At 42.1% G+C, this 26,547-nt stretch carries 26 protein-coding genes and 1 riboswitch; of the genes, 11 read left to right on the forward strand and 15 right to left on the reverse strand.

Going from position 1 to position 26,547, the window contains the following annotated elements:
• Positions 1–149 precede the first annotated feature (149 nt).
• A complete protein-coding gene (locus BMW59_RS10420) occupies positions 150–1,007 on the forward strand; it encodes a MurR/RpiR family transcriptional regulator (protein WP_093051371.1) in 858 nt (285 codons plus the stop codon).
• Between the two features lie 28 nt (positions 1,008–1,035).
• Positions 1,036–2,568: a gluconokinase gene (locus BMW59_RS10425; RefSeq protein ID WP_245733059.1), complete on the forward strand. Its 1,533-nt coding sequence runs from the start codon at positions 1,036–1,038 to the stop codon at positions 2,566–2,568.
• Positions 2,569–2,632: 64 nt separating this feature from the next.
• Here BMW59_RS10425 and BMW59_RS10430 read toward each other — a convergent pair whose 3' ends face one another.
• From BMW59_RS10430 to BMW59_RS10465, 8 genes are all read right to left on the reverse strand, one after another.
• Positions 2,633–4,141: a sugar-transfer associated ATP-grasp domain-containing protein gene (locus BMW59_RS10430; protein WP_093051374.1), complete on the reverse strand. Its 1,509-nt coding sequence runs from the start codon at positions 4,139–4,141 to the stop codon at positions 2,633–2,635.
• Positions 4,142–4,327: 186 nt separating this feature from the next.
• Positions 4,328–5,173 carry a Cof-type HAD-IIB family hydrolase gene (locus BMW59_RS10435; RefSeq protein ID WP_093051377.1) on the reverse strand — a complete coding sequence of 282 codons (846 nt, stop codon included), beginning with the start codon at positions 5,171–5,173 and terminating at the stop codon, positions 4,328–4,330.
• A gap of 5 nt (positions 5,174–5,178) precedes the next feature.
• Positions 5,179–6,123 (reverse strand): transketolase family protein, encoded by a 945-nt coding sequence (locus BMW59_RS10440; RefSeq protein ID WP_093051380.1) that lies wholly within the window; start codon positions 6,121–6,123, stop codon positions 5,179–5,181.
• Entirely contained in the window at positions 6,120–6,953 is an 834-nt protein-coding gene (locus BMW59_RS10445) for a transketolase (RefSeq protein ID WP_093051383.1), read from the reverse strand. The genes BMW59_RS10440 and BMW59_RS10445 overlap by 4 nt, the downstream gene beginning before the upstream one ends.
• A gap of 17 nt (positions 6,954–6,970) precedes the next feature.
• Complete coding sequence (locus tag BMW59_RS10450; RefSeq protein WP_093051386.1) at positions 6,971–8,236, reverse strand: PTS ascorbate transporter subunit IIC; 1,266 nt, start codon at positions 8,234–8,236, stop codon at positions 6,971–6,973.
• Positions 8,237–8,256: 20 nt separating this feature from the next.
• Positions 8,257–8,529: a PTS sugar transporter subunit IIB gene (locus BMW59_RS10455; protein WP_093051389.1), complete on the reverse strand. Its 273-nt coding sequence runs from the start codon at positions 8,527–8,529 to the stop codon at positions 8,257–8,259.
• An 18-nt stretch (positions 8,530–8,547) separates the two neighbouring features.
• Positions 8,548–9,012: a PTS sugar transporter subunit IIA gene (locus tag BMW59_RS10460; protein WP_177174284.1), complete on the reverse strand. Its 465-nt coding sequence runs from the start codon at positions 9,010–9,012 to the stop codon at positions 8,548–8,550.
• Position 9,013: 1 nt separating this feature from the next.
• Positions 9,014–10,903, reverse strand: coding sequence for a BglG family transcription antiterminator (locus BMW59_RS10465; RefSeq protein WP_093051395.1), 1,890 nt, complete (start codon positions 10,901–10,903; stop codon positions 9,014–9,016).
• A gap of 431 nt (positions 10,904–11,334) precedes the next feature.
• On the opposite strand from BMW59_RS10465, the gene BMW59_RS21680 reads away from it, so the two are divergent.
• The gene (locus BMW59_RS21680; protein WP_425441267.1) at positions 11,335–11,862 is read left to right on the forward strand and encodes a CueP family metal-binding protein; all 528 of its coding nucleotides are present in this window, start codon (positions 11,335–11,337) and stop codon (positions 11,860–11,862) included.
• Between the two features lie 85 nt (positions 11,863–11,947).
• Here the strand turns inward: BMW59_RS21680 and BMW59_RS10480 are convergent, their stop codons facing one another.
• On the reverse strand, positions 11,948–12,280 hold the full coding sequence (locus BMW59_RS10480) for a hypothetical protein (protein WP_093051401.1): 333 nt from the start codon (positions 12,278–12,280) through the stop codon (positions 11,948–11,950).
• A gap of 746 nt (positions 12,281–13,026) precedes the next feature.
• On the opposite strand from BMW59_RS10480, the gene BMW59_RS21685 reads away from it, so the two are divergent.
• Positions 13,027–13,203, forward strand: coding sequence for a hypothetical protein (locus tag BMW59_RS21685; protein WP_177174285.1), 177 nt, complete (start codon positions 13,027–13,029; stop codon positions 13,201–13,203).
• A gap of 80 nt (positions 13,204–13,283) precedes the next feature.
• Here BMW59_RS21685 and BMW59_RS10485 read toward each other — a convergent pair whose 3' ends face one another.
• On the reverse strand, positions 13,284–14,510 hold the full coding sequence (locus BMW59_RS10485; protein WP_177174286.1) for a C45 family autoproteolytic acyltransferase/hydrolase: 1,227 nt from the start codon (positions 14,508–14,510) through the stop codon (positions 13,284–13,286).
• Between the two features lie 147 nt (positions 14,511–14,657).
• Between BMW59_RS10485 and BMW59_RS21690 the strand changes: the two genes are divergently transcribed.
• Complete coding sequence (locus BMW59_RS21690) at positions 14,658–14,819, forward strand: hypothetical protein (RefSeq protein WP_177174287.1); 162 nt, start codon at positions 14,658–14,660, stop codon at positions 14,817–14,819.
• Between the two features lie 372 nt (positions 14,820–15,191).
• Positions 15,192–16,580, forward strand: a complete 1,389-nt coding sequence (locus BMW59_RS10490; RefSeq protein WP_093051407.1) for a DUF4910 domain-containing protein — start codon at positions 15,192–15,194, stop codon at positions 16,578–16,580.
• A gap of 47 nt (positions 16,581–16,627) precedes the next feature.
• On the opposite strand, the gene BMW59_RS21695 is transcribed toward BMW59_RS10490, so the two are convergent.
• Positions 16,628–16,843 (reverse strand): hypothetical protein, encoded by a 216-nt coding sequence (locus tag BMW59_RS21695; protein WP_093051410.1) that lies wholly within the window; start codon positions 16,841–16,843, stop codon positions 16,628–16,630.
• A 181-nt stretch (positions 16,844–17,024) separates the two neighbouring features.
• Complete coding sequence (locus BMW59_RS10500; RefSeq protein ID WP_093051413.1) at positions 17,025–18,068, reverse strand: M14 family zinc carboxypeptidase; 1,044 nt, start codon at positions 18,066–18,068, stop codon at positions 17,025–17,027.
• 880 nt (positions 18,069–18,948) lie between these two features.
• On the opposite strand from BMW59_RS10500, the gene BMW59_RS10510 reads away from it, so the two are divergent.
• Positions 18,949–19,182 (forward strand): hypothetical protein, encoded by a 234-nt coding sequence (locus tag BMW59_RS10510; RefSeq protein WP_245733061.1) that lies wholly within the window; start codon positions 18,949–18,951, stop codon positions 19,180–19,182.
• A gap of 194 nt (positions 19,183–19,376) precedes the next feature.
• Here BMW59_RS10510 and BMW59_RS10515 read toward each other — a convergent pair whose 3' ends face one another.
• The gene (locus tag BMW59_RS10515; RefSeq protein ID WP_093051422.1) at positions 19,377–19,607 is read right to left on the reverse strand and encodes a glutaredoxin family protein; all 231 of its coding nucleotides are present in this window, start codon (positions 19,605–19,607) and stop codon (positions 19,377–19,379) included.
• A gap of 438 nt (positions 19,608–20,045) precedes the next feature.
• Between BMW59_RS10515 and BMW59_RS10520 the strand changes: the two genes are divergently transcribed.
• Positions 20,046–21,530, forward strand: a complete 1,485-nt coding sequence (locus BMW59_RS10520; protein ID WP_093051425.1) for a multicopper oxidase family protein — start codon at positions 20,046–20,048, stop codon at positions 21,528–21,530.
• Between the two features lie 114 nt (positions 21,531–21,644).
• Here BMW59_RS10520 and BMW59_RS10525 read toward each other — a convergent pair whose 3' ends face one another.
• Together BMW59_RS10525 and BMW59_RS10530 are read right to left on the reverse strand one after the other, a co-directional pair.
• The gene (locus tag BMW59_RS10525) at positions 21,645–22,511 is read right to left on the reverse strand and encodes a carbohydrate kinase family protein (RefSeq protein WP_093051427.1); all 867 of its coding nucleotides are present in this window, start codon (positions 22,509–22,511) and stop codon (positions 21,645–21,647) included.
• A complete protein-coding gene (locus BMW59_RS10530) occupies positions 22,508–23,407 on the reverse strand; it encodes a pseudouridine-5'-phosphate glycosidase (protein WP_093051429.1) in 900 nt (299 codons plus the stop codon). Before BMW59_RS10530 ends, BMW59_RS10525 begins: the two co-directional genes overlap by 4 nt.
• Positions 23,408–24,153: 746 nt before the next feature.
• Here BMW59_RS10530 and BMW59_RS10535 point away from each other — a divergent pair.
• The 3 genes from BMW59_RS10535 to BMW59_RS21700 all read left to right on the forward strand — a co-directional run bounded on the left by BMW59_RS10535 (position 24,154) and on the right by BMW59_RS21700 (position 26,255).
• Complete coding sequence (locus tag BMW59_RS10535) at positions 24,154–24,720, forward strand: signal peptidase I (protein WP_177174288.1); 567 nt, start codon at positions 24,154–24,156, stop codon at positions 24,718–24,720.
• 26 nt (positions 24,721–24,746) lie between these two features.
• Positions 24,747–24,829: riboswitch (cyclic di-GMP riboswitch) on the forward strand.
• Positions 24,830–24,862: 33 nt separating this feature from the next.
• Positions 24,863–25,624, forward strand: coding sequence for a hypothetical protein (locus BMW59_RS10540; RefSeq protein ID WP_093051435.1), 762 nt, complete (start codon positions 24,863–24,865; stop codon positions 25,622–25,624).
• Positions 25,625–25,682: 58 nt separating this feature from the next.
• On the forward strand, positions 25,683–26,255 hold the full coding sequence (locus BMW59_RS21700; RefSeq protein ID WP_093051437.1) for a hypothetical protein: 573 nt from the start codon (positions 25,683–25,685) through the stop codon (positions 26,253–26,255).
• Positions 26,256–26,547 lie beyond the last annotated feature (292 nt).

Raw genomic sequence — 26,547 nt, forward strand, 5'->3', positions numbered from 1 at the left:
AATAGATAAAGAAACTTTCTGACTTTCAAAACACTAACATACCGGGTTTTTCCCAAATAATTAAGCTTTCCCGCTCAACCAATACCATTAACGAAAAAAAAATTTCTTTTCGTCTATAAAGGAACAATTCTACTACAGGAGGTATTCAAATGATTGAAATATCGACCGGCCAGGTTAAATACCGCATTAAAGCGGCCTACCCGAATTTACGTGAAAAGGAAAAAACTGTTGCTGATTATATTCTTGAAAACCCTGAAGAAATTATTCACTCAACGATCAGCCAGGTGGCGGACAATATAAAAGTAGCCGATGCGACCGTTTTTCGTTTTTGTAAAAAAATCGGTTTTAAAGGGTATCAGGCGATGAAGATTGCCCTGGCCTCAGAACATGTTACCGGCATGCAAAATATCCATGAGATGATTCAGGAAGATGATGACGAGAAGCAAATTTCTGAAAAAGTGTTTAAATCCAATATCCGAACTTTGGAAGAAACGTTGGAAGTGCTTAACCTGGATGCCATTAAAGAGGCAATTGACCTGATATTGAAAGCTAACAAGGTTGAGTTTTACGGCAATGGCGGTTCAGGCATTATCGCCGCTGATGCCCACCATAAATTTATGCGAATCGGCATCCAGTCTGCGGCTTACAGTGACTCTCACCTGCAGCTTATGTCCGTATCGCAGCTGACAGAAAACGATGTGGCCGTGTTAATTTCACACACAGGAGCCAACCGGGACATTCTTGATGCTCTTGAGGTAGCAAAAGAAAATAATGTCAAAACGATCGGTATCACATCCCTTGCCAAATCGCCGCTCAGCCAGAGCGTTGATATTCCGCTCTATACCGTGTCGGATGAAACAGAATACAGATCCGAAGCGCTCGCCTCACGTTTAGCTCAGCTAAGTATTATTGATGCTATTTATGTGAACGTAAGTATTGCCAGAAAAACCGAGATGACAAGTGCTCTCGAGAAAATGAGAAAAGCGATATCCACTAAACGGATATAACAAGTCACTTTATGGAAGGAAGATATATTTGGTTAACAAAAATTTTGTAATGGGACTGGATATAGGAACGACGAGTGCAAAAGCTGTCATCTTTACTAAAAGCGGTCAAGTGATTGCAGACTCAGAAATCGGGTATTCGTTTTTGCCTTCTTTAGAAGATCATGCTGAACAGGATCCATTAATTATTGAACAAGCCGCTATTAAAGTAATCAACCATTCTCTTAAAACAGGCAATATCTCAGGAGACCAGTTAACTTCGGTAGGATTATCTTCCGCTATGCATTCACTCATCTGCAGTGATAAAACGAATCAGCCACTTTCTCCATCAATTACATGGGCAGACAGGAGAAGCGCTCTGCAGGCGGAGAAACTGAAGTCAGGAGGTGAAACGCGCGACATTTACAGCCGCTCAGGCACACCGATCCATTCCATGTCACCGTTCGTGAAATTGGTATGGATGAAGGAAACTGATTATGATCCTTACTTAAAGGCTAGTAAATTCTTATCAATTAAAGAATTTTTAACGTCCAGATGGTTTGGTGAAGATGCAGTGGACTTTTCCGTTGCATCAGCCACGGGGTTATTCGATATTCATACGCTTGATTGGAATGACCACGCCCTTTTGACGGCTGGTATTAAGCGCAGCCAGCTCTCAAGACCGGTGCTGCCGACTTATATTTTTCAAGGGTTAGACCCGGAGACCGCTTCGAAAATGGGAGTACCGGAAGACCTTCCGTTTGTTGCAGGAGGCAGTGACGGTCCGATGGCTAATTTAGGTATCGGCGCCATCAATCCAGGGGACACAGCCCTTACCATTGGCACGAGTGGAGCTATCAGACAGATGGCCAGCTGTCCCAAAACAGATGAGAACCAGAATATCTTCTGTTACGGCGTATCAGAAGACCTATGGATTTTAGGAGGGCCGACTAACAATGGTGCTATTATCCTTCAATGGATGAAAGAAGTATTTGGAGACGAAGAATTGGCTAAGGCAGACGAAAAAAATGAAGATCCTTTTTCTTTGCTCTGTAAAAAAGCCGCCCAAAGCCCTCCAGGAGCAAAAGGATTGCTGTTTATGCCTTATTTAAACGGCGAAAGGGCCCCGTACTGGGACCCGAATGTACGCGGAAGCTACATTGGCCTGACCATGAAGCATAAAAAAGAAGATTTATTAAGAGCCGGAATGGAAGGGGTTATTTTCAACCTTTACACTATTTATAATGTAGTCGAGCAATTAGTAGGGAAAACAACGAATCTATATGCCAGCGGAGGATTTGCCCGTTCTCCTTTATGGGTTCAGATTCTGGCAGACATCTTTGAAAAAGAGGTGCACTTGCCTGTCTCACACCAAAGTTCTGCCTGGGGAGCTGCCTGGTTCAGCATGCTTGCCACGGGTGAAGTCAACGATCTGGAATCGATAAAAGAATTTGTGCCAATGCAGGAGATTGTTCGGCCAAATTCCTCAGTCACCTCCCGTTATCAGGAGCTGTACGCTGTCTATAGGAAGTTATACGGTCAGTTAAAACCAGTTTTTGATGATTTGAAGAAGTTGGAAGGATGAATTTCAATACGTGCCCCGTATCATTTTAGTGATACGGGGCCAGCGTGTTTATTTAGGGAGGATCCTACTTCTTAACCGACTTAAGAACAGACCGTAAAAGCTGAGTATAGCGCCAGCTTTTACTTTGGATGGTTCTTTTGTATTTGAGCTTTACAGAGTTGAGCTCAGCCTTTTTATCTCTTAGCGCGTTTTTTTTAGCTTTTAGTTCAGTCTTTTTATCTTTCAGCTCATTCTTTTTCGCTTTGAGTTCCTTTTCTTTCGCTTCGAATTCATCATTTCTCAATTTAAGAATGTCTTCTTTCGTTTTTAATGCCGACTTAATCTTTTTGTTTTCTTCTATTAAACTAGCATTTTGTTTTTGGGCTTGTGTTAATTCTACATTTAGCTGTTTCTCTCTATTGACCCTTTCCTCTTCCAACTTTCTCTCTGCCCTTCTTCGATCTTTCAACATCAAAACCGGCTCACTTTTTTCATGTTGAGCTCTTACATACTGAAGTACTTCATCTGTCAAATCTCCGAAAAACGGCTTTTGAGCGGCCAATTGATAAAAAGGAGCGGTTCCGGCAAAGTTGGGTTCTAAAAAGACAGGTTTCCCATCAGCCCCCATAGCAATATCCCATGAAATGATATTGTGAGGCAGAATATTTTTATGGCAGTCTTTAACAAACTGTTTATATTCATCAAAATTAGGAATAGGCTCAAGATCAGCGAAGCAAAAACCAGTAGTCGGATGATGAGTATACAGCTGGCCATGCTTACTTATGGCAGTTTTGAAGAACTTTCCTGAATCATCTATCCCTACCCGAATACCATCAGCACCCTCACTGGCTCCCGCGTTATCTCTGATATCGTTATCACTGCCAAACCGGGCAAAAGCCAATAAATACCTTATTTCATTTTTCCACCTGAATGTGACCATACGTAAAGTATTGACAGAAGCCGGGTGAGGGGCAGCCAGAATGGGATGCTGCTGTATAGCTTCCTGGATTAAAAAGTTTTCTATGTACAAATCTGCTAATTCGTTAAAAGTGACAACCTCTCCGTTGAGATAAATCGTCTTATCCTTTACGGTGAGTTTTGCGACCCCATTTCCATTGTTTGACCTGCTTGGTTTTATAATTAAATCCGTTTTACTGGTTACTATTTTTTTCCTGGCGGTCTCTATATCAATGCTGTTATGAACCGCATCAAAGTAATTCCCGTTTATATTTTTAACGAGAGTTTCAGGCGACCGCGGCGGATCAACAATAATATCGTAAAGGTTTTTGTCCTTATAAAAGACAGACATATCGTAATCATTAAATACGGGAAGGATTTCTGTCCTCATAACTTTTCCCGGTATTAACCTCTTGTCTTTTCTTCCAGTCAAATTCATAAAAGCTGTAGGTAAAGCAGGGTCAATCGTTTTACCATAATGACTTGTCCAATAGTCATCTACTTCCTGAATAAAAGCCTTGTCAATATGATCTAACAAACCGCCATCCAGCCACTGACAAAAATGGGTGGCAGCCGTTTTCATACCCAACTCTTTATATACAGTTAACTCTCTGAGTTTTGTTTCTGTACTCGGCAAGTCATTCCCTCCCAAAGCAATATCTCTGACTATTTTCAATGAAAATCTATCAAATTTCAAGAAAACCCGGGAATAAAATCAGAGAATTTCCCATTAAAAACCGCCCCTTTACTGATCTGCAGTAAAACCCATATCCCCTAAAAAATACCCGCGGTATGAGCAGATTCACACAGCGGGCAGGTGTTATTAATCCTGTTTATATTGAGTTAAAAAATGATAGAGGCCATTTTCTTCGTTTGTATAATCTGTTATATTATTAATCTCTTTTTTGACCTCATCACTGCCGTTTTTCATTACAGCGGGAATCCCGGCCAAACGCAGCAAAGGTAGATCATTATTGGCATCACCGACAGCAATAAGGTGCTCGCTGTCAACTCCATAATAATCAAGTAACTGCTGAACGCCGGTTCCTTTATTGACTCCCCCTGCCATCACTTCCACGTTATGCTGGGAGGATGATGAGGTGGAAAACTGGTAGTCTTGCTTTAATTCTTCCAGATGCTTTTTCCATTGTTTTATTTTATCCTGAGATTTGCTGAAAAAATAGATCTTCAGAATTTTCGCTTCCGGGTAAGTTTGTATCCAATGGATTTTAGACTTAACAGCTTCTTTTCTGGATTTAGCTTCATGTTCCTCAACGGTTGTGTCTTCCGGAAAATCCACTTCTTCCCTTAATATCTCTTTATCTTTTTCATAAGCAAATCTGGTTCCCTCACTGGGATGAATTTCGTAATAAAGGCCTAACTTTCTGCTATCGTCTGCTAACAAATTTACCAGGTCTGTCTCAACTTCATGCTCAGTGAGAAGCTGGTTGTTTGCTTCGATAACCATTCCATTTCCGCCCACAATACCATCCGGAGTAAGAGCCTCCGGCAGAACATCATTAACCTCTTTCAACGTTCTGCCGGTAGCAAGAAACAAACGGACACCATTCTCCCTGAATGAAGTCAGTAAGTGAATCAGCTCTTCACTGATGTCGTGGTGAGGATCCAGTAACGTTCCGTCCATATCTAACGCGATTGCCTTAATCATAACGATCACCTACCTTCAAACAATTCTGCTAGTTTCATTTTTAATTTACCAGTACTTAACCCGTGATAGTCTAACAGTTCGTCATTTTTTCCGCACTGGCTGTACTGATTTTGAATACCTATTCTGGTCGTTTGAACAGGACACGTGGCCGATGTCACTTCATTAACAAGACTGCCGAATCCGTTTCTGACAAAATGTTCTTCCACTGTCACGAGATGTTCGTGACTTTCCGCCAGTTTAATGACAGTCTCTCTATCCAACGGTTTAATAGTAGGGAAATGCACGTGAGTCAGAGACATGCCTTCTGCTTTTAATTCTATAATCGCTTTATACACCCTGGGGCTCATTGCCCCCGTGGATACACAGGCAATCTTCTTTCCACTGTTCAGCCACTTCGCCTTACCTATCTCAAACGGTTCTTCTGACCCCGGCAAAAATTCGAGGTTCTCGTCCCGTGATAACCTGATATATACCGGCCCCTCATATTTACCAGCTGCTTGCATCATCCTCACTGTTTCCTGTGCATCGCCAGGTGATAACACGACCATATTAGGCAGCGAGGCCATAAGCGTAATATCTTCAAAAGAATGATGGGTTTTACCGGTGTTGCTTGTTAGCAGGCCACTATAAGCTCCTACAAGTTTAACATTTAAATGAGGCTGGTCTACGCTGACAACCAATTGATCAAATGTCCGTCTTGTGATGAAAGCCGCAAAGCTGCAAACCCACGGTTTTATTCCGCAAGTAGCCAGTCCAGCTGCGACACCGACCATGTTCTGTTCGGCGATCCCCATTTGCAGAAAAGCGTCCTGATTCTCGTTTTCCACAAAAGCTAATCGGGTCGAATTTCCTAAGTCACCATCTAAAGCCACGATAGAGGGATCCTGGAGGGTCATCTCTGTCAACTGTTTTCCAAATGCATCACGCATGCTTTTAGTCGTAAGGCTCATGGCATGACCTCCCCGAGTTCCTTCATTGCTTTATTAAACTCTGATTCGGTTGGTACTTTGGAATGCCATTCATACTGCCCTTCCATAAAACTAATCCCCTTACCTTTAACCGTTTGAGCGATTATGGCAACAGGCTGCTTATTCTCTTTATCGTTTACAGCATCCAGCGCCTCGGCTATCTCATCTAACTGATGGCCGTCCACAGTAAGCACTTTCCAACCAAACGCCTTCCATTTTTCTTCAAAACGAACATCCGGCGTTTGTCTTTCAGACGAATCTGCTTCCTTCCAGCCATATTGCTGAAGACCATTGTTATCTACAATCACTGCCAAGTTAGATAAGTTATACCGGGCTGCCACAGCAGCCGCTTCCCACACTTGCCCCTCCTGGGATTCCCCGTCTCCTAACATGACATATGTTTTATAATCTTTCTTTTGCAATTTTGCGGCCAGAGCCATCCCAACACCGGCAGAAATACCCTGGCCCAGTGATCCGGTAGACATATCGATCCCTGGTAATTTCGTCATGTCCGGGTGAGCCTGCAATCTGGAATGCAAAGCGTCAAAGGTGTACAGTTCGTCGTACTCGAAATAACCTTTTAAAGCTAACGTCACATAAAGGGCAATGGCAGAGTGGCCTTTTGACAGCACAAACCGGTCCCTCTCTGTCCACTCCGGTTCCTCAGGTTTAACAGCCATTTTATCAAAATACAGAACGGCCAAAACATCGGCGGCCGATAACGGTCCGCCGATGTGTCCTTGTTTCTGAGTATAAACTGTCCGGAGTATGCCCTTCCTGATTTCTCTTGCTTTCTCATGCAAGTTTACCATCACGGGCCTCCTCACTATTAACTGAATAAATTAGCTAAGAATCCAATCAGAATACCTATGATTCCAAAGTCGGAATCTCCAAATGTGGTATTTTCAAACCCGAGTGTACCTAATACAGGAAGCAGCAATGCCGGGATGAAACTGATGAGAACACCGTTTGTGAAACCACCTGCTGCGGCTCCAATCTTACCACCTGTCGCATTTCCGAATACTCCTGCACCTGCACCTGTGAAAAAGTGAGGAACAAGGCCCGGAATAATAAGAGCTAAATTAAAGATACCAAGGAAGAACATGCTGATGACCCCGCCGATAAAACTGCTCAGGAATCCGATAATAACTGCCGTTGGGGCATAAGGGTAAATAATCGGAACGTCCAAAGCCGGTTTCGCGCCCGGTACAAGTTTCTCAGCAATCCCTTTAAACGCTGGTACAATCTCAGTGAGAATCATTCTAACCCCGGCCATAATGATACTGAAACCGGCTGCAAATGTAATCCCTTGCATAATACCGAACATGATATAGTTCTGGTCGCCGGCATAAACGCCTACCACTTCAGGCCCCGCCACTACAACAAGGATCAGGAACATGATAACCATGGTGAGCGCCGTAGCAATTAAGGAATCCCTTAAAAAGGACCATGAATCAGGAATTTTAATATCTTCTGAGGAGTCTTTCTCATTTCCTACCGCCTTACCGACAAGACCGGCAGAGACATACCCGAACGTGCCAAAGTGCCCCATCGCGATCTCATTGCCGCCAGTTACTTTTTTCATAAACGGCTGTGCCAGTGCAGGCATGATAACCATGACAGCACCCAGGATCACAGAACCTGTGACCACTAACGTAATGCCGCTCATACCTGATGTCCCTAATACGGCAGACAGCAGGGCAGCCATGAAGAAGGTATGATGACCCGTTAAGAAAATATATTTAAGCGGCGTAAACCTGGCAAATAAAATATTTGCTATAAAACCAAAGCCCATAATTAGAGCTGTTTCTGTACCAAGTGTTTGCTGCGCCAGTGCCACTATCGCTTCATTATTCGGGATGACCCCCTGGATGTTAAAAGCATCCTGAATGATTCCGCCAAGTGAATCGAGCGACCCTACGACAACGCCTGCCCCTGCGCCAAGAATAACGAAACCAATGATACTTTTAGACGTACCGGAAAAGATTTTTGCAAATTTTGCTCTTTGCAAAATTAACCCGATCATGACGATTAAACCGACGAGCACTTCCGGAAGACTGAGTATCTCATTCATCAAAAATTCGAAAAATCCCATTTATCTTCACTCCTGCCTAATTATTTGGAATCCAGATATTCATCGATCGCTTTTTCCACTTCATCCTCACTGGCCATATTCATTACCGCTTTTACTGGTACCGACCCGCCTTCAAGCTGTGAAGCAAACTCATTATTTGTTAAAATTAAGTCCGCTTGAGTACCTGAAGCGGTTCCAATATCGGTTGCTTCTGCTTCCGCATTCAGCCCTTTCTTCTGAATCACCTTTTCAACAGTCATCTTTAACATTAGACTTGAACCAAATCCCATTCCACATACACATAAAATTTTCATTTTGTTTCCTCCTCGTAATTAATTTTTTGTATAAAACTCATTAATAATATCTTCTGTTTCTTCCTGTGAATCTGTCTCTAACAACCGGTTAATAAACTCTTCGTCTTCTATCCAGCTGGATATACCTTTTAAAAAGTTAAGGTGGGTTTCTGAATCTGTCGCTGCCAGACAAATAAATAATCTCGCTGTGTCAGTTTTGTTATCTGTGCCTGGCGGAAATTCCACATCTTTTTTAAACACAGTTAAGGCAATCCCGCGTTCATTTACTCCCGCTTCAGGCCTGGCATGAGGCAGGGCCACATTAGGCGCGATCAGGATATAAGGTCCTAAATTATCAATATTATCTATCATGGCTTGAATATAGTTTTCCGTGATCTTGCCCTGCTGCAGTAATGGCTCGGCGCTCACCTTAATAGCCTCTCTCCAGTCAGTCACCTCCTGTTTCCATTGAATACTTGATTTGTCTAATTTAACGTCACTCACTCTAATCACCTCGTCCAATCAATTTCGACCAGTGTAAAATTTCATCTACCCTGTCTTTATTCATAAGAAGCTGATGCAAATACTGTAATTGGGGAATGTGAGCCTGTTTATCCGGCGTCGCCATAAACAACACAGCATAAGAATGCAGCTTGTCCCCTTTTACAAACGGTTTTTTCAATTGAACCAGGCTGAACCCTGGCTTCATCACATTGTTGGAATCTGTATGAATAAACAATAATCCCGGAATGAGTTCATACAAATATTCCTTCTCGAAAACTGTACGCTTAATATCATCTACGAAGTATGCGTTTACAAGATTAGCCTGCTCCAATAAGGAAACACCTACATCAAGAACAGGTTCTAAATTGTCTGTGGCCGTTTCTTCATATACTGCAATTCTTTCAGGAGGAATTAAAGCATGAATAGATTTATGACTTTCCTCTATCAGCTTGGCGCCATTTTTTCTGGCTGTATTTCCTATGAAATTCTCCAGTTTTTTTATGTCATCAGCCGTCATTATTGGTTTTACTGTGACATAAGGGTACGGAGTGTCATGCAGCGAGACTGAAGAGACTATAAAGTCAGGTTTTTCCCAATCTTTCACATGCTTCAGTTCCGATATAGCCATTGTTTTTTTGACCTCAATTTGAGGAAAGTGCTTCATGATTGTCACTGTTAATAACCGGCTTGCCGCAAGACCGCCCGGGCACACGACCCAAACTGGATACCGCTCATTTTCAAATGACGCTTTTTCGTAAATAAAAGCCAGGCAAATAGCCATAGGCGTCATACTGTCCATACGCAGTGTCTCTTCAGGCATGATCTCGTCTGATAAGACTTCCCACAGGTGAAAAATAATAAAAGGATATTGTTCTTCCACCTTTTTCTTTAACGGATGGATAAAAATGATCTCATGCTCTTTTGCAATTAAGAAAGATTCCCATTCCCTGTAAATTTCATCCAGCTGATCCCCACTAAATTCAGCCAGTCCCATCCGCGTACTCATTTTGTCCGCAAAAGTTAAAAACAATTCATTTTTTTGCCAAAGTATTTGGTCCGTGTCATAAATCCCTCCTGTCGCCCGCAAATATAAATAGGCAAATATCATCTCGTCTTCAAGAAAATGAATCTCGAATGCAGCACATAAATCTCTCCATAATTCTGAGAACCAGTTTTCAACGGTTACACCTTTTCTTTTCTCTTCTTTCAAAAAATGGCCTGACCGAACCCTTTGCAATTGCAGCGTCCAAACTCTGAAACAAGAGGAAAGATTACCTCTTCTATGCAGACTTTCTTCCAATACAGAAAAACTTTTATCAATATCATTTAATGAAAAATGTGACCAGTTTAAATTAGGAATTGGATTGACAGTGTCCCATGCTTCTTCAAGTTTTTCGATAACGCTAAGGAGAGCAAGACGCTTATGCCTTTCTTCACCTTTTAATCTGAAACCTTTGCTGCCTCTTTCTAATAAAAGATGAAACTGCCCAGCCCATTGTTCTACTTTTTCCATTTGCTGCAATATAGTTGCTTTACTGACGTCAAGTTCTTCTGCAATTTGCCTGAGACTTTGCCAGTCTTCCTGAATAATAAGTTCATGAATGATTAATAAAAATCGTTCTTCGACAGATATTGAACGGCCATAAAAGTTGAGTGCCTCATATATTTTTTTGAGTTGTGCATTATCAGGAGATGACTTCAGTTCCCATACACCGCGGCCTGAAACGTGATCCAGATCAACACTCTGTTCCTTTAACCAACCCGAAATAATCTCAAGATCGTATCTTAATGTCCTTTCACTGACTCCAAACATGTCTTCCACATCTTTGATTTTGAACTGAGTGTTTCCATTAAGAATCATCTGTACGAGCTGACGTCTTCGGGCGTTCATTATCTGCACCTCCTTCCTGAATTTAATTATATAAAGTTGCCCTGTATTTTTGAATACGCTTACATTATGGTTTTATTCAGAATTGTTTGAAACAAAATAAACGATGGGAAGTCCTCCTATTTTTCTAAAAATATGGGAGGGGTGCGGTTAGAGGTAAGTATTTGTCGAGTCAAAGATTGTTATTCACTACTAAGAAAAAGAAAAAGCAGCTAATAAATATAAGGTAAATTTGCATAATTTTAACATTGAAAGTCGCTAATGACTTTTTAAACGATCCACTCATCCGTCTCTCCTGACCGACAGAAAAAAATAATAAAAACTTCACAAAAACCTCAAATTTTTCATATATTGTCATCTTGGAAACGTTAATAACTGCGTTATAATGTTCTTATAAGAGTCAAGGTGGTGAAAAGCATATGAAGAACACGTTGATGCGGAGGGCAGGAGCAGCAGCCATGGGACTGGCAGCTCTCGTATTTCTCTCCGGATGCGGCGGGGATGCCGATACAGCAGTTGAAGGGGAAACAGAAGATATAAAGGAACTGGTACACGAGTACAGTTCAGGAAATATTCAGGGTGAGGTCGCCTCAATCACCTCCCATGAACTCATTGTGACAGACAGCGAGGATAATGAGTCGGTTTACGACTTGCCTGAAGAAGAGTTCTTTGTGTCAATTGCTCCGTACGTCAATGAAACTCATCCATGAAGCATCCATAACCTGACAGGTTGTCAGGGCGAGCTTGCAGAGGAAGAGTTTGAGGTCCTTATTGAGGATACAGAAGGAAACGTGGCGGTTGATGAGACGATTCAGTCTCCGCCGAACGGCTTTATTGATCTATGGCTGCCTAGGGACAAAACCTACCACGTGACAATAGAGCATGACGGCAAAACAGTTGAATCAGAGATTTCCACCTTTGAAGGAGACGATACATGCATCACAACGATGCAGCTGTCATAAACGAAAGCACCTGGAAGGGTGCTTTTTGTTTTGAAAACAAAAAAAGCCTGCTTCAGGTTAATTAAACCTGAGGCAGGCGGTGTCATTATTTTTCAATAACATCGACAGGTCCGTGGTCATCAATATGATCACCGTGGACGTGATGCAGCCTTCCGTTTACTAAATAATCATAATGGTCGCCGTGCGGAACGAGTTCATGCCCGCAATCTTCGTTGTGCTTGCAGTCGGACTCAACCGGCGCGCAGTTGTCAGGATTCTGGTCAGATACTTCAATTTTACACTCATCCCAGTGCTCCTCATGCTTATGATGAAGGTGTCCATCATGCACATAATCGACGTGGCCACCATGTTTAATTTTCGTGTGTCCGCAAGAAAGAGAATGTTCGTGAGTATGGTTTTTATGCGTGTGACAAGCCATGTTACAACCTCCTCAATTCATGATAGTTTAAGTATAACATGCCCTGAATTCTACTGCTTATTATCAAAAAAGTTACGATTTGGGAGTATGCAGATTAAATTAAACGAAATCTGGGACTTTGTTGGATTGAACCTTACATGAAGTAAAAATACGGCACAACACACGAGTAAAATATATCATGCCGATGAATGAAGACAAGCCCCTGGAGAAGCGTAGATCAGGTAATAAAGGTATATTAATAAACTAATTCGGTACTTATGTGAAGGGTTTTTATAAAAATGAGGGAATATGTCTTTGAAAGATTGTCAGATTATAATAATTCAAAGTTACTGATAGAAGGGTGGATTTCGCTGATTGATTCAGATTTTCGCCGATTGGCCCGCCATTTCAACGAGATAGAGACATTATTCCGCCGAATTTCACCTGATTGTTCAGCTCTCCGACTGAAATGACTACCTTTATTCGTTGTAAAGTTCATCTTCTATAAAATAAAAGCGAAGAACTGAAAAAATATCTTGTTTTTTAAAGTTCACACGAGCTCCTCTTCCTTTTTCTACCCTTTTTTCCGCCAAAACACTCCTTGGATGAAAACACTCAGTACGGTGTCATTATTTCTACTTTTATCCATAATATAAGGACCTTTACGCTATTGTGCAATAATCCATTAATCATTATGGTAATAATGAAAACAACAATCTTTTCTTAAAAACTTTGAGACGGGGACAAAAATAACTGGAGGGCTGCTTATGCTCAAGATAATCTTCCATGATGTGCTGGCTGATTACTACCTGTATCTCTATAACCGGACCGCTGAAAGAGACTATATTAAAAGAAGCCGTCTCATCAAGAAAGCGGCATACCATCAGGAAAGACTGTTGAAGCTGCAGCTTAAGAAACATATCTCAAAATCAAAGAAAAAATAGGCAGTTTTTCCGGGTGGAGACCGGATGCCTAAAAAAGCAACTCCACCTTCGTGGAATTGCTCTTCTAAACAGTGACCTGTTCAGTTTCGGTTACCGGCTGTTTCTTTAATTCTGTCGCTTTGTTTTCCTGAGTTAAAAGGCGCTGGAATATGCGGCTGATCCACTCTGAAAGGAATTGCCGGCGATACGCTTGGCTGCCCTAACTGGGACCACATACGCAGCTTGCTGCCATCGAAGGTGCCAGTGGACACCGACCCCATTTTTACCCCATTGATCTCAGCATCAGAATCGATCCAGTACGTACTATCATCATAGGCTGGATCCTGATCCTCAGATAAAACGACTAACCGCTGGCTGTTTATTTTCCCATAGTCTTCATCTAACAGATGCTGTGCACGATCCAATCGATGATGAGTGGACACGTACCAGCTCCATCTTTCGTTTGACTCATTTGTTTCAAGTGTGTCAAACTGCTCCATCCCCGGAAGAATATAGTGGTTCGTATGAGCCATCGCCTCGTCCACTACCCAGTGAACAGCTGAATGATTAGCGGTTGTTTCCACCCACGCCGCTTCATTCTTGTCGGCCACCCCGTAGACAGAACCGGAAGCCCGCTGAAGGTTTTCAATAAACGCCACACCATCCTGGGCATCAGAAGCCGCTTCTAAAGCCAGGCGGATAACCGTTAAGTTCCCGTAACCTCTGCCAGTATCCCAAGTTGATAACACATTGTTCCCTACAGAGACGCCGTTTTCATTTATACCCATGGCGATGCCTGTGGAACCTGCACTCGTAATGCCAATAAACATATACCCATCTTCAGGCTCAACCTGGACCACTACCTGACTGGATCCTCTGCTCGCATCCCGTGTTTTGTGATAATAAGCATTTCCGCTTTGTGTGGCGTCACCGGTTGCCAACACAGTTGTACAGCCATCCCCAATGACTTCTTCCTCTAATGCGTTAAAAGCAAGCAGTTGGTCATAACTTACATCTGCATGCTCAGCCATAGCCTTTAATTGCTCAATAAGTTCCGGATTTTCCACTGCTAAAAATTCTTCAAATTCGCTTGCAGCCTCAGCAAGGTCTGATGCCGTCAAACCGGCGAGAGGCGCCATTTGGTTAAAAAACTCAAGATTCTTTTTAATAGCCTCTTTCGACTGCTTTCCATATTGCTCACCGATTTGTGCCGGGCTGCCTTTTAATTTAATGGTGTCCTCCCCGCCTTCGGCTGCCGATCCAAACGGACTGAAGGACCCGAATAGTAAAATCCCGATAAGTAAAGTTAATAAAACTCTCACTTTCATTCCTCTCATCTCCTGTCATTTTTAATAGAGCAGCCCAAAAGCTGGCTCGTTGTTTAGCTGTAATATAATGTTAGCGGTATTGTCTGGCGAGATTAACCCTCTATGTAACTGATTTTTCTGAAAAATATTATAGGAGTTTATTAATAAATGATGTTAATTAAGCTGATTTTTGGTAGGGGTAAGGTCATGGTTAAAGGAAGATTATCTTTCAAAACAAACAGGTTCAATAGAACTATTTATAAAGTGACAGAAATAGGAATTAAAATAGGCCTCTCCTTTGGTTTTTCAGGTGTTTGGAGAACTGTTTAGTAACCCCTCCAAAGAATGAGATAGTCCTAAATATGCTCTTCACTCACTCTTTTTTTGAAAAAAATTTATTCTCGTTTCCCTTCCTGAGGGCCCTGAGCAAAAGTAATAAAACTAAAGTATGGTCTTTCCCTCAGCTTTCACTTTTAATGGCCGATTGCAGCTCATAGCACAAACTAGAAAGGTTACTAATCTTTAAGAATATGAACTTAGAAGCTTTTAGACCGGGTCCTTCAGTCTATTAACAACAAAATATTCACATATATAGAAAATTAAATATTAAACTACTATATTTTTACAGTAATATATTACCTTATCTGAATTTTTAGAAGATTATATGATTTAAGAGATTACATAATAATAGGGAGGGGTACGATGAAAAAGTTTGTTTTAGCATTAACTGCAGCATCGACTTTAGCGTTCGGAACTTTTGCAGGGCAAGGAGCCGCACAGCCGGCTGAACATTCACAAAATCCGGGGTTTCAGGCTGCATTCGACCAGCGAATCATTAACCAAATTGACGCAGAAAACATTTACGACACGATTGATTATTTACAGCAGACACCACGGGTAGCCGCATCTGAAGAAGAATACGCGGCGGTACAGTTTATTAAGGAGACTTTTGAAGAATTCGGCTATGAGGCTGAAGTTCAGCCATTTGAGTTTTTTGGATATACCAGTCCGCACACCGTTGAATTATTTGTAGGAGCCACCGATTTAGATCCTCGTCCATTCACTTATACACCTAGCGGTGAAGTAACAGCGCCACTAGTGAATGCCGGTTTAGGACTGCCAGCAGACTTTGATGGCCTGGACCTTTCAGGTAAAATTGCGCTGATCCAGCGAGGAGAAATCAGCTTCGGTGACAAAGTACTGAATGCAGCAGGCGCAGGGGCAGAGGGTGTGATTATCTACAATAATGGCGAAGGAGTGATCAACGGAACTCTCGGTGGAGCCAATGACAACTATGTACCGGCCGTGTCAATTACGAGAGCCCAAGGAGAAGAGCTTCTTGCACAAATGGATGGAAATGAGGATGTTACCGTTTCCCTTACAATTCTTGGTGCCGAATCCGGTTTACGTACGTCCCATAATGTGATTGCTTCTAAAGAGGCGACAAATAGAAATAAAGATACCGGAAAAGTCATTACGATTACTTCCCACCACGATTCAGTACCTGGCGCTCCAGGGGCGAATGATAATGCATCTGGTACAGCGATGGTTCTGGAGCTTGCCCGTGTGATGAAAAATGTACCGACAGATACAGAACTCCGTTTCATAACGTTTGGCGCTGAGGAACTTGGACTAATTGGGTCAAGATACTATGTTAACAACCTGCCGGAAGAAGAACTTGACCGTATTGCAGCGAACTTCAACCTCGACATGGTTGGGAGCCGTGATGCCGGTGACCTGGTCATGAGGACAGTTGACGGACAGTCTAATCTGGTAACCGAGTTGACCCAGGCTTCAAGCCTCCGTTTGAATGGCGAAGCAACCCCTTATGCCCGCGGCGGAAGCAGTGACCACGTGCCATTTGGAGAAGCAGGAATCCCTGCAGCCTTATTTATTCATTCTCCACTTGAACCATGGTACCATACACCGGAAGATACAATTGATAAAATCAGTATCGAAAAACTTCAGGATGTGGCGCAAATCGTAGGCACGGCCGTCTATAATTACGCCCGTTTTGACAGCCAGGGACCAAAAGAAAGAGAACAGAAGAAAGTAGCAGAGGAAATGTACTTTGAGCAAAATATTAAATAGGAAATAACTAACCCCTTCATGGTTCAGAAGCGAATCATGAAGGGGTTTTATAATGCGGTTACTGATGGAGCCCTATAAACTGCATCTAATAATGGTGGAAGAGCATCAAATAGTGGAGCGTGTGCATCAAAAATCTGCTGAACTGCATCAAATAGTCGATCAAGTGTCAAATATCCTCCGAACTGCATCAAAAAAGCTAATTTCATTTTTTCGGCGGTACCGCCCCGCTCCAGGTGAGTTGAAACAGCGTTGTTGGCGGCCAATCGCAACAATTAAGTAGCGATATGCAACAATCCACCTCAGAAGTGCGACAATCCCCAGGTAGCCTGTCACAATCCTCTGGCAAAGTGCAACAATCCTTAAATAAAGTGCTACAATCCCCGATCAATGTGCAACAATCACCAAATAGAGCGGCCTTCCTCCTGGAAGGCCGCTCCTTTTACCTTATTCTACTTCTGCTTCTTCTTGAGGTTTAAACCTCTGAACTTCAAGAGTATCCCAGAAACTAGTATCTGCTTCATTAATAGATCCGTCAGCAATGGCATCAATAGCAGCTTCCATAGAGATGACACCTTGTTGAATTAAATATCCGTTACTTTTTTGACCGAGAATAGTATTAGGGTTTGGATGATCTGACATTCCCCTCATTTCAAACAATAAAGTAGAAATATCATATTCATAGGCTAAACCGTTTCGTGCGATCGTATTAGCAGAACCGCCATTATACTTTCCTAGAAGGCCGAATCCACGGTCTTCAACGGCGTCGTACATGATTTTCCCTAATTGCTTGGACATTTCAACAACCTCAGGCTTCACTCCAGAGTTTGTAGGATACAAAATAGATCCTGATACTAATTGATCATTAATTGCTGAGCGGGCTCCCTGGTGATGGAAATCTACTAAGTAATCAATATCATAAGCTCTTAAAACATTGTGATGCAACGCGTAAGTTTCCGGCTGCGCCAGAGTGTTGTGATCCCTGTTTAAATCAAATCCAGCAGCATTGGCGCGAGTCGATTGACCTCCAGCTAAGTGATTAGAGATATCAAAGTCTACGTCTCCTACAGCACCGTCTGGATTTAAGCGAGGGACAAAAAAGACATTGACTTGATCGGCTAACTCCTGATTATGTTTGTTATTATTGGACAACCCTTTAATGACATGAAGGGCGGCCTCGGTAACTAATTGTTCATTTCCATGTTGCTGCGTCAGGAATAGGATCGTTGGATTGTCTGGATTATTCCCAAACTTAACAAGCGGCAGATCCCTCCCTTTGACTGATTGGCCAATGATTTCTAATTCAATAAACTCAGAACGATCCGCAGCCCGTTCTACCTGTTTCATTAAATCTTCATTGCTTGTCAATCTTTCATTCTTAATCGTTTCATTTCCATTGTAATTTGGCCCTTGTCCAACAGCCCCTACCGGCAAAACGAAAATCGAAAAAGTAAGAATAAAAATTAAAGTTGACAGAAATATTTTCTTCAAATGTCATCAATCCTCTCTCATTTTTTTGTTGAAACGACTAACAAAAAAATAACCCTCCTTTTACCCAAATTTTAAACAAACGTCATCTCACAAACTTGGTGTACCTTAATGGTAACCAGTAGATAGTTCGATAGAAATCCCCTTATTGTCTGATTTTTCGTAATATTAAGAATAGGTACTTGTTAGTAAATTATGTTTAAATTGTACTTTGCTGGAGGCTTAAAGCCATATAAATCACCATAATTAACCATACTAAATTACTGTTTATCCAAAACTTTTACTAGGTAATTGTTTATTAAAGCGCTGAATTCCCTTATTTAATAGTAAGAAGCTTTATTTTTTGACACACAGGAAGATAGTATTTTTTCCTTTCATTTATCGTAGGTATATTACATTGGATATAAATGTCTAATTTTGAATAAGTATGTAAGAGCTTTTATGGATAGGATGAGAATCAAAAAAGAGGGACGACCTTAAAGGGAAACACTACGATTAGGAGGGCGGGGTGCATTGATATTTGTGAAGTTTTTAGCAAAGTTGAGAGGTTGTACTCCCTTCGCGAGGGCAAGTATCACAGTAAGGGGTTGGGTTGAACCTGAATTGCAGCGGGATTTAAGGATTGGATCAAATATTGGCTGGAGTGCATCATATATTCTGCTAACTGCATCAAATATCCTCGTGAGCGCCTCATATATTCCAGTGGCAATCCACCAACACAAAGTCACTGCCTCTGCCACCAAAAATCCGAGTGCACCCTCCCCTCGCATACTCCGGCTCTTCCCCTCCTTTTTAAAACACATAACTTCTTCATATCATCTTCATGAGTTTATTATATTCTCGGAGTAAGCTGTAATTAGAAAAACAAAAGGAGATGAGCAAAATGAAAAAAGGAATTATTGGATTATTGTCTTTAGGACTTGTATTTGCAGCAGGCACACAGGTTTTGGCAACTTCGGACAATGGGTTTTCTAATTTCCACGACATGCTTCCATTTATGCAGGAAATGCATCCAGAATGGTCTGAGGAAGAGCTGGAAGAGATGTATAATGCGTGCCACGGAGAAAATGGCAGCCGGGGAGCTGGAATGATGCAAGGAAACACGATAGTTGATTAAGGAAAACTTACACACTTCCCTTCTAAATTAACTATTTTAAATACACTTCACAGAGTCGTGTATGCGGCTCTTTTCTTACAGCGATTAGTATATATTCCAATCTTTTGCTTGAAATTTATGTTTAACAACTCGCAGTTAAAAATATAAAGAGAGTACACGTTAAGCCCACAGTGTACTCTCTTTTACAGTGACGGTTATTTAACCAGCTCCTGGATACGCTCTTTATTTGCTTCAAACCCTATTAATATTTCAGGCTTTTTCAAAAATCCCACGAAGGATTTTTCTTTAAACAGTAAAGCAGGCACCATTTTTGAACCAGTCAGCTTAATAAGTCTTTGCTCTTTTTTTGGATTTTTACTCACGTCATGTTCTTCATAACTAACCTTGTTCTTGGAAAGAAACTCTTTCGCCATTTTGCAATCCATTCATCCTGGGCGTGTGAAAACTTCAACTTTAAACATAATTACCTCCAGTTAATTATTAATAAGGGTCTTTTAATTGCCAGTTTTAAATAGTGTTCCCTCATCTGACTCTTTGTTATAAACGGCCACTGCTGTTTAAAAAACTCATACCCTAAGCCCTGCATTTTAAAAACCTCAGGAAGAAATGAATCTGTAAAAAATACTTTTATATCTTAAAGTTATCCACCTCTGCTAATAAAGTAAAAAACACATTTAAAAGAGATTTATGACTACGTTAAACCCCTCTACTTTAATAGTTTGGAACTTTCTACTACAAGCGTAGAGGTTTAGGGAGGGGGGTATCAGGAAAAAGAAAAAGAGACGAGACGGGTAAAGCTGAAAAAAGGAACCCCTCCCCTGCTTACTTTAACTAATACATAGAAAAATTGGAGGTTGATATATATGAATAAAACAGGTGTCTTTATAGTAATGCTTCTCATAGTCATAGGAGGTGCAGGCTGGTTTTTCGCAGAAAATATGCCTCAAAGGGGAGCCCCAATGACTGGAGGCGGAATGAATCCTCCATCCGATAACACAAACACTCAATCTTCCAGTGCAGAGGAGAAAGCCTTGCCTATTCCTCCGCTTTTAGAAGACAAAAACCCCGAGCAGGGAAAAGCGGAGTTTGATCTGATTGCTCAGGAAGGGACAACGGAATTTTTTAACGGAAAAGAATCTGACACATACGGCTATAATGGCAACTATCTTGGACCGGTTATTCGTGTCAGAAACGGAGACGATGTGAAAGTGAATGTTAAAAATGAACTTAGTGATGCTACTACCGTCCACTGGCACGGTCTGGAGGTAGACGGAACTGAGGACGGGGGGCCACATTCGGGTATTGAGTCTGGTGAAACATGGGACCCTGAATTCCCAATTGAGCAGCCGGCGGCCACCTTATGGTACCATCCACACTTGCTTCATAAAACAGGTGAGCAAGTATACAAAGGTCTTGCCGGAATGTTTATCATTGAAGACGACATTTCGGACAGCCTGAATATCCCTAAGGAATACGGTGAAAATGATATTCCCTTAATCGTACAGGATAAACAGTTTTCTTCTGATGGAACGTTCGAATATAATCTGAACAGACATGATATTATGATGGGGCTTCAGGGGGACACTGTGCTTGTAAACGGGGCGGTAAATCCGTATCTTGAAGTTCCTCAAGGTAAAGTAAGGCTTCGGGTATTAAACGGCTCAAACGCTCGAACCTATAATTTCAAACTGAGCAATGACCAGAAATTTCATCAAATAGCCAGCGATGGAGGGTTCCTGGAACAGCCGGCAGAAATGACAAACGTTGTTTTAAGTTCTGCTGAAAGAGCGGAGATCATCGTTGATTTTTCTGAGTTTGAAGAAGGCGACACTCTGGAGCTTACTGATCAGGGCACCCCTTTTATGAGCTTTCGGGTCACCGGAGAAGAAGGTCACCAGGCAGACCTTCCCGGGCAGTTAACAACGATAGAAGAAATTAATCCATCCGAAGCGGTAAGAACAAGAGAATTTGTATTCCAGGGAATGGGCAGAAACGTTAATATTAATGGAAAGCAAATGGACATCAACCGGATTGACGAAGTGATCTCCTTAAATGAGACGGAAATTTGGGAAATCACCAATGAAGCAGGCGGAATGATGGGCGGAATGGGTGGAAATGGAGGAATGATCCATCCATTCCATGCGCACGGCGTTCAGTTCCAGGTTCTTGACCGTGATGGGAACCCGCCCCCGCCAAACGAAACAGGGTGGAAAGATACGATTCTCGTGTCTCCCGGCGAAAAAGTAAGAGTCATAGCCACCTTCGAACATCCCGGAGTGTTTATGTACCATTGCCACATTCTCGAACACGAAGATGCAGGGATGATGGGACAGTTTGAAGTTGAATAATTTTCATTCGGTAAACGGCTTGCATGTATGCAAGCCGTTTCTTGTTGGTGATTTGTTCCTTACCCGGATCCCAGCCATGCTAAAGCAATTTAATGCCTCCCTAAAATAGGTCACTTACCCAGGCAACGCCCCCACATACGTACACGTGTGAGAAGACACCTCTACTGCCCGTTCAGCTGACTGAAGGATATTATCCGTTTTCAAATAGTTAGCGAGAAAACTTCCCGCGAATGAATCCCCTGCAGCTGTTGTATCCACCACTTCTACTTCAGGCGGCGATAATTCGACAAAGTCACCGTCATAAAAAAATAAGCAGCCTTTTTCCCCAAGCTTTAAAATTGGAATAGCCACCAATTGCTTGAGCTTCAAAAGAATATTCCGCGGATTTTCTTCGCCCGTAAGAAGCACACCTTCCTCATAATTTGGAAAGAAAAACGTGACTCCTTCGAGAAATTTTAAAAGAGCATCCTTATGATCTTTTAGAAAATAGGTTGAGCTAGGATCCAAAGCTACGGGAATATCAGCTGCGAACGCCATTTCTTTGGCTTTTCTCACCGCCTTTTGAGTGGACTCCGAAAAGAAACTGTAGCCGGATAAGTAAATAAGCTCACTTGAATCCAGTCCTTGAATGTCTTTTTCCGACAAAAATAAGTTTGCTCCTCTGTCAGTAATCATTGACCTCTCGCCAGTGTCGTTATCAATCATCAGAACAATAGAACCTGTTTTATCTTTGTCTTCTTTTGTGACCACAGGGGTGACTCCCTGACGCTTGCTTTCTTCTATTAAATAATTTCCAAACAGATCATTGCCGACCTTTCCGATCAGCCGGCAGCTGACTCCTTCCCTGCTGATAAACGACGCGACATTATTGGCCTGCCCACCCGGACGGCAGTTGATTTTTCCGCCCGTGTCGGTGCCGATATTGGTCTCAGCTTTCTGAACTAAAATATCCACCGTTAAATCGCCGATCACCGTGATCATTGATAATACTCCTTTGCAAGTTGCGCGGCCGTCTTCGCATTATTGATCATCAACGAGAAATTTGCTTTCACACTGGATCCTTCTGTTATATCCTTAATTTTTGATAAAAGAAAAGGGGTCACTTCTTTCCCTGAGATGTGTTTATCTTTTGCTTCCTGGAGCGCTTCTTTAATGACTTTGTCGATTAATTCAGCATCCAGTTCGTCTTCTTCAGGGATAGGGACAACGACAGAAACGGCATGGTTCAAATTCAGCTTGTCCTGCACTTTCAAAAGCTCGGCTATGGAGTATTTATCCAGCTTCTCTATCGTTATGCCGGTATCACGTATGTAAAAACCAGGGTATCTATCAGTCTCGTAACCGTAAATCGGCACTCCTGCCGTCTCTAAATATTCGACAGTTTTAGGAATATCAAGAATCGATTTCACTCCGGCACTGACGATGCACACCTTCGTTTTGGCTAGCGCGAGCAGATCAGCGGAAATATCAAACGTCTCATCCACTCCGTAATGCACACCGCCCAGTCCGCCGGTGGCAAAAAACCGGATACCGGCCTGTTCAGCCGCAAACATCGTCGCCGCCACAGTCGTGGCGCCGTCTTTCCTGCCCGCCAATACTCTCGGGATATCGTGGATACTCGTTTTAAAGGCGTCTCGGGATTTCCCCAGGCGTTCAATTTCGTCCGTCGTCAGCCCAATTTTTATGTTCCCGTCCATGATCGCAATGGTCGCCGGCACCGCCCCCTGCTCTCTGATCGTTTCCTCCACCTTCACGGCCAGTTCAACATTTTGCGGATAAGGAAAGCCATGGGAAATAATCGTAGACTCCAGAGCGACCACCGGTTTCCCAGCGTTTAACGCCCTTTGAACTTCCTCTTTTATCTTCAAAAATTCCATTTACAGACCTCCATTCTTTTCTTTTTGAAAAAAATTGGCTTTGACCCTGTATGAGGGTGAGCACTCCTGTCCTTAATTTAACTTAGGAAGAAATTATTGTAAACCCTTACATCGTTGGTTTATCAGGGAGTTTTTAATATGGAGGGAGGCAGAGGATAAGAAGAAATTGGTGACTTTGAGTGGGTGTCTCAATCAGACGGCGGTTCCGCAGCAAGCTTGTAAAAACGGAGGGCATTTGGGGGTGAGTGCAACAATCATGGAGGGGTTCGCCACAATCCCTCCGAAATGTGCAACAATCCCGACAAAAACTGTCACAATCAATGGCCAATCCGCAACAATCACAACTCAAACTGCAACAATCGATTGTTGGGTTCTTAAGTGGAGGGGCCGGAATAGGAGAACTCCATCAAATAATGGTAGGAGCATCTCAAATATCTCGGGGAGTGCATCAAATTTCCCGTGCTCCCTAATGTCTTCTCCGCTCTTTCTTAGATTAAAGACTTCTTACATCTTGCTGCTAGATCCATACCTCTCACACCTGTTTCATCCCGCCCATATTCTATATAAAGAATTGAATTATTTTACAATTTTTAAGTAATATTTACCTTTTTGAAGATAAATAGAGATACAGTAACTTAAATTACTATATTGTTAAAATTTGACTGATTTACAGGTTTTACATATATATATTAGTGATATACTATTTAAATTGTTAGTTATAACGAACAAAAAGAGGAGGAGATTTGGTGAAAAAGACAGTTAATTCTTTATTAACTGCTGTGCTTTTAGTCATCTTTTTAGCGGCAGGATTTGTTATTTATCAGACAAACACGGCGTCTGATGAACCTCCTTCTATACTGGGATATAAGACCTTTATTGTACTAACTGGAAGTATGAGGCCGACTTTGGAACCTGGCGATTTAGTCATTTCCAAAACCCCTGACCAGGAAGAAAGCATTGGCCAGGGCGATGTTATTACATATAAAAACGATCAGGGAGTGGTTGCCACTCACCGTGTGATTGATGTCCTTACCCATGACGGCCAAACTGTTTTTCAGACTCAGGGAGATGCAAATAATTCACCAGATAATTATGTCATTACAATGGATCAGATTTACGGCTCGCAGATTACCCACATCCCTAAGTTTGGGTACGTGTTGAATTATGCTGGCTCAACTGCAGGGATTATCACTTTAATTGTGCTTCCATTAATCTACTTATTTTTTTCAGAAATAGTGACAAAGAACAGGAAAAAGAACAAAGCAGCTGGCAAAAGAGGAGAAGAACCTTCCCCTACAGATACCAGCCTTTAAAAAACAACTTAAGCAGTAACGAACAAGTTTGCGATAGGAGCTGAGAAGTACATTCTTTATCTGGGCACTTGGAATGTATGGAGCGAGTAGTGCAACCGACTTCCAATATACTAATCAAATTTAGAAAGTGGAGGAATGTGACATGAACAAAAGAAAAGTGATTTTAGGTACAGTAGTAGGGGGAGCTTTACTAGCAGCAGTGGGATTTGGCACCACGGCACAGTTCCAGGAAACATTCAGCAGTGACGGTCCAAATGAAATTAACGCCGCTGAATTCGTGGTAGTTGAAAACTGGGGCAGCTTATCAGAAACGGTTTCAATTGATAAGTTTGCTCCTGGACAAGCTGGTTTATATCAATTCGGTATTGATGCAAGAGGGGCGGAAGTACCTGTAGAGATCACTGTGGACGCCACCGTTTCAGGTGAATTAGCAGGTGAAGGCACACCGGTCACTTTTGAACTGGTTGAAACGACTGGTACTGGTTATGATTTGGTGGACGACGACTATTCTGACGGTTTATCCGCGAGTACTACTGACAAGGCCGTTACTTATGCTTTGGTGTGGGATTGGGAAGCTGGAAAAGAAGGTTATGACCATAATGCATTTGCAGGAAAATCCGCTGAATTTGAAATTGAAGTAGACGCTACCCAAATTGTTGAAAAAGAGCTTGTTACAAATGTTTATACAGGACAGGCAGGTTCATTTAACGGTGTTGAAATTAAGTTTGAAGGAAACACGATCAAGTTTGAAATTGATGGCAAAACATTTGAAGTGGGAGATAATGTGTACCAAGTGCGCAATAACGGAACTCAAATTCAAGTCCACGCTGCCCACAATAACGGCAACCAAGGCCTTGGAACTCTTGAAATCAACATTCCTCAAGGTTTCTTAGACAAAGAATAAATTTTTAGGGTAAGAGGGGATCCTCTTGCCCTTGCTTCAATATAAAGGGGCGATATAAATGAAACATCTTGCACTCTTCACTCTGACATTAGCCATCCTCATTGTTGCTGCTTCAAAATTTACCGAGGACAGTTACGCCTTATTCCACCATTCAGCGTCTACCAGCTTTGAGATTCAGGCAGATGATGAATTTGATACGGATAAGGATAAGGATAAGGATAAGGACAAAGATAAAGATAAAGATAAAGATAAAGATAATGATAAAGACAACGACAAAGGCAACAATAGAGACAATGAGAAAAACAACCGGGACAAGGATAATGGTAATGATAAGGACGATAAGGGAAACAACGAGAACAACAACCAGGACCAAAATGAGGGTAAAGCGAAAGATACTCAAAACAACAAAGGTAATGATAATAGAGAGAATGAGAACAAAAAGGATAAAGACACAGACAGCAACAATGAGGGAGATATAGCTGAAAGTGGAGAAAGCGGTAAAGATAAGAGCGAAGATATGACCCATGATCATAATGAAGATAACGAAGATAACGACTCTTCCCTTTCTGGCGACAATGAAACGACTGAAGATAGTAAGGACGAAGGAAATGGAGAATCTGCCGAAAAATAAAAAATGGTTTGACGAAAGAGAGGCATAATTAGAGTGCCTCTCTTTTTGTCATGTTGGGTTTCTTTAATTATGTTTTTCGATCACCACTTAGCTGATTGCTTCAATGAGGGAGCGTTTGATGAAATTTGGTAATTGGTGCAACAATTTTCCGGCTCTTTGCCACAATCCCTCCGAAATGTGCAACAATCCCGACAAAAACTGTTACAATCAATGGCCAATCCGCAACAATCCCCGCCCAAAGTGCCCCAATCGATTGTTGGGTACTTAAGTGGAGGGGCCGGCATCGGGGTAG

Origin of the sequence: Salipaludibacillus aurantiacus (assembly GCF_900111295.1) — a bacterium.
Taxonomy (GTDB): Bacteria; Bacillota; Bacilli; order Bacillales; family Salisediminibacteriaceae; genus Salipaludibacillus; species Salipaludibacillus aurantiacus.

Excerpts from the sequence above, each read along its gene's own strand:
- BMW59_RS10520 (WP_093051425.1), top strand. The coding sequence starts at position 20,046 with ATGAATAAAACAGGTGTCTTTATAGTAATGCTTCTCATAGTCATAGGA.
- BMW59_RS10450 (WP_093051386.1), bottom strand. The coding sequence starts at position 8,236 with ATGGGATTTTTCGAATTTTTGATGAATGAGATACTCAGTCTTCCGGAA.
- BMW59_RS21700 (WP_093051437.1), top strand. The coding sequence starts at position 25,683 with ATGAAACATCTTGCACTCTTCACTCTGACATTAGCCATCCTCATTGTT.
- BMW59_RS10435 (WP_093051377.1), bottom strand. The coding sequence starts at position 5,173 with ATGATTAAGGCAATCGCGTTAGATATGGACGGAACGTTACTGGATCCT.
- BMW59_RS10510 (WP_245733061.1), top strand. The coding sequence starts at position 18,949 with ATGAAAAAAGGAATTATTGGATTATTGTCTTTAGGACTTGTATTTGCA.
- BMW59_RS21685 (WP_177174285.1), top strand. The coding sequence starts at position 13,027 with ATGCTCAAGATAATCTTCCATGATGTGCTGGCTGATTACTACCTGTAT.
- BMW59_RS10490 (WP_093051407.1), top strand. The coding sequence starts at position 15,192 with ATGAAAAAGTTTGTTTTAGCATTAACTGCAGCATCGACTTTAGCGTTC.
- BMW59_RS10420 (WP_093051371.1), top strand. The coding sequence starts at position 150 with ATGATTGAAATATCGACCGGCCAGGTTAAATACCGCATTAAAGCGGCC.
- BMW59_RS10455 (WP_093051389.1), bottom strand. The coding sequence starts at position 8,529 with ATGAAAATTTTATGTGTATGTGGAATGGGATTTGGTTCAAGTCTAATG.
- BMW59_RS10440 (WP_093051380.1), bottom strand. The coding sequence starts at position 6,123 with ATGAGCCTTACGACTAAAAGCATGCGTGATGCATTTGGAAAACAGTTG.
- BMW59_RS10515 (WP_093051422.1), bottom strand. The coding sequence starts at position 19,607 with ATGGATTGCAAAATGGCGAAAGAGTTTCTTTCCAAGAACAAGGTTAGT.
- BMW59_RS21690 (WP_177174287.1), top strand. The coding sequence starts at position 14,658 with ATGATGTTAATTAAGCTGATTTTTGGTAGGGGTAAGGTCATGGTTAAA.
- BMW59_RS10485 (WP_177174286.1), bottom strand. The coding sequence starts at position 14,510 with ATGAAAGTGAGAGTTTTATTAACTTTACTTATCGGGATTTTACTATTC.
- BMW59_RS10530 (WP_093051429.1), bottom strand. The coding sequence starts at position 23,407 with ATGGAATTTTTGAAGATAAAAGAGGAAGTTCAAAGGGCGTTAAACGCT.
- BMW59_RS10540 (WP_093051435.1), top strand. The coding sequence starts at position 24,863 with ATGAACAAAAGAAAAGTGATTTTAGGTACAGTAGTAGGGGGAGCTTTA.
- BMW59_RS10525 (WP_093051427.1), bottom strand. The coding sequence starts at position 22,511 with ATGATCACGGTGATCGGCGATTTAACGGTGGATATTTTAGTTCAGAAA.
- BMW59_RS10445 (WP_093051383.1), bottom strand. The coding sequence starts at position 6,953 with ATGGTAAACTTGCATGAGAAAGCAAGAGAAATCAGGAAGGGCATACTC.
- BMW59_RS10480 (WP_093051401.1), bottom strand. The coding sequence starts at position 12,280 with ATGGCTTGTCACACGCATAAAAACCATACTCACGAACATTCTCTTTCT.
- BMW59_RS10465 (WP_093051395.1), bottom strand. The coding sequence starts at position 10,903 with ATGAACGCCCGAAGACGTCAGCTCGTACAGATGATTCTTAATGGAAAC.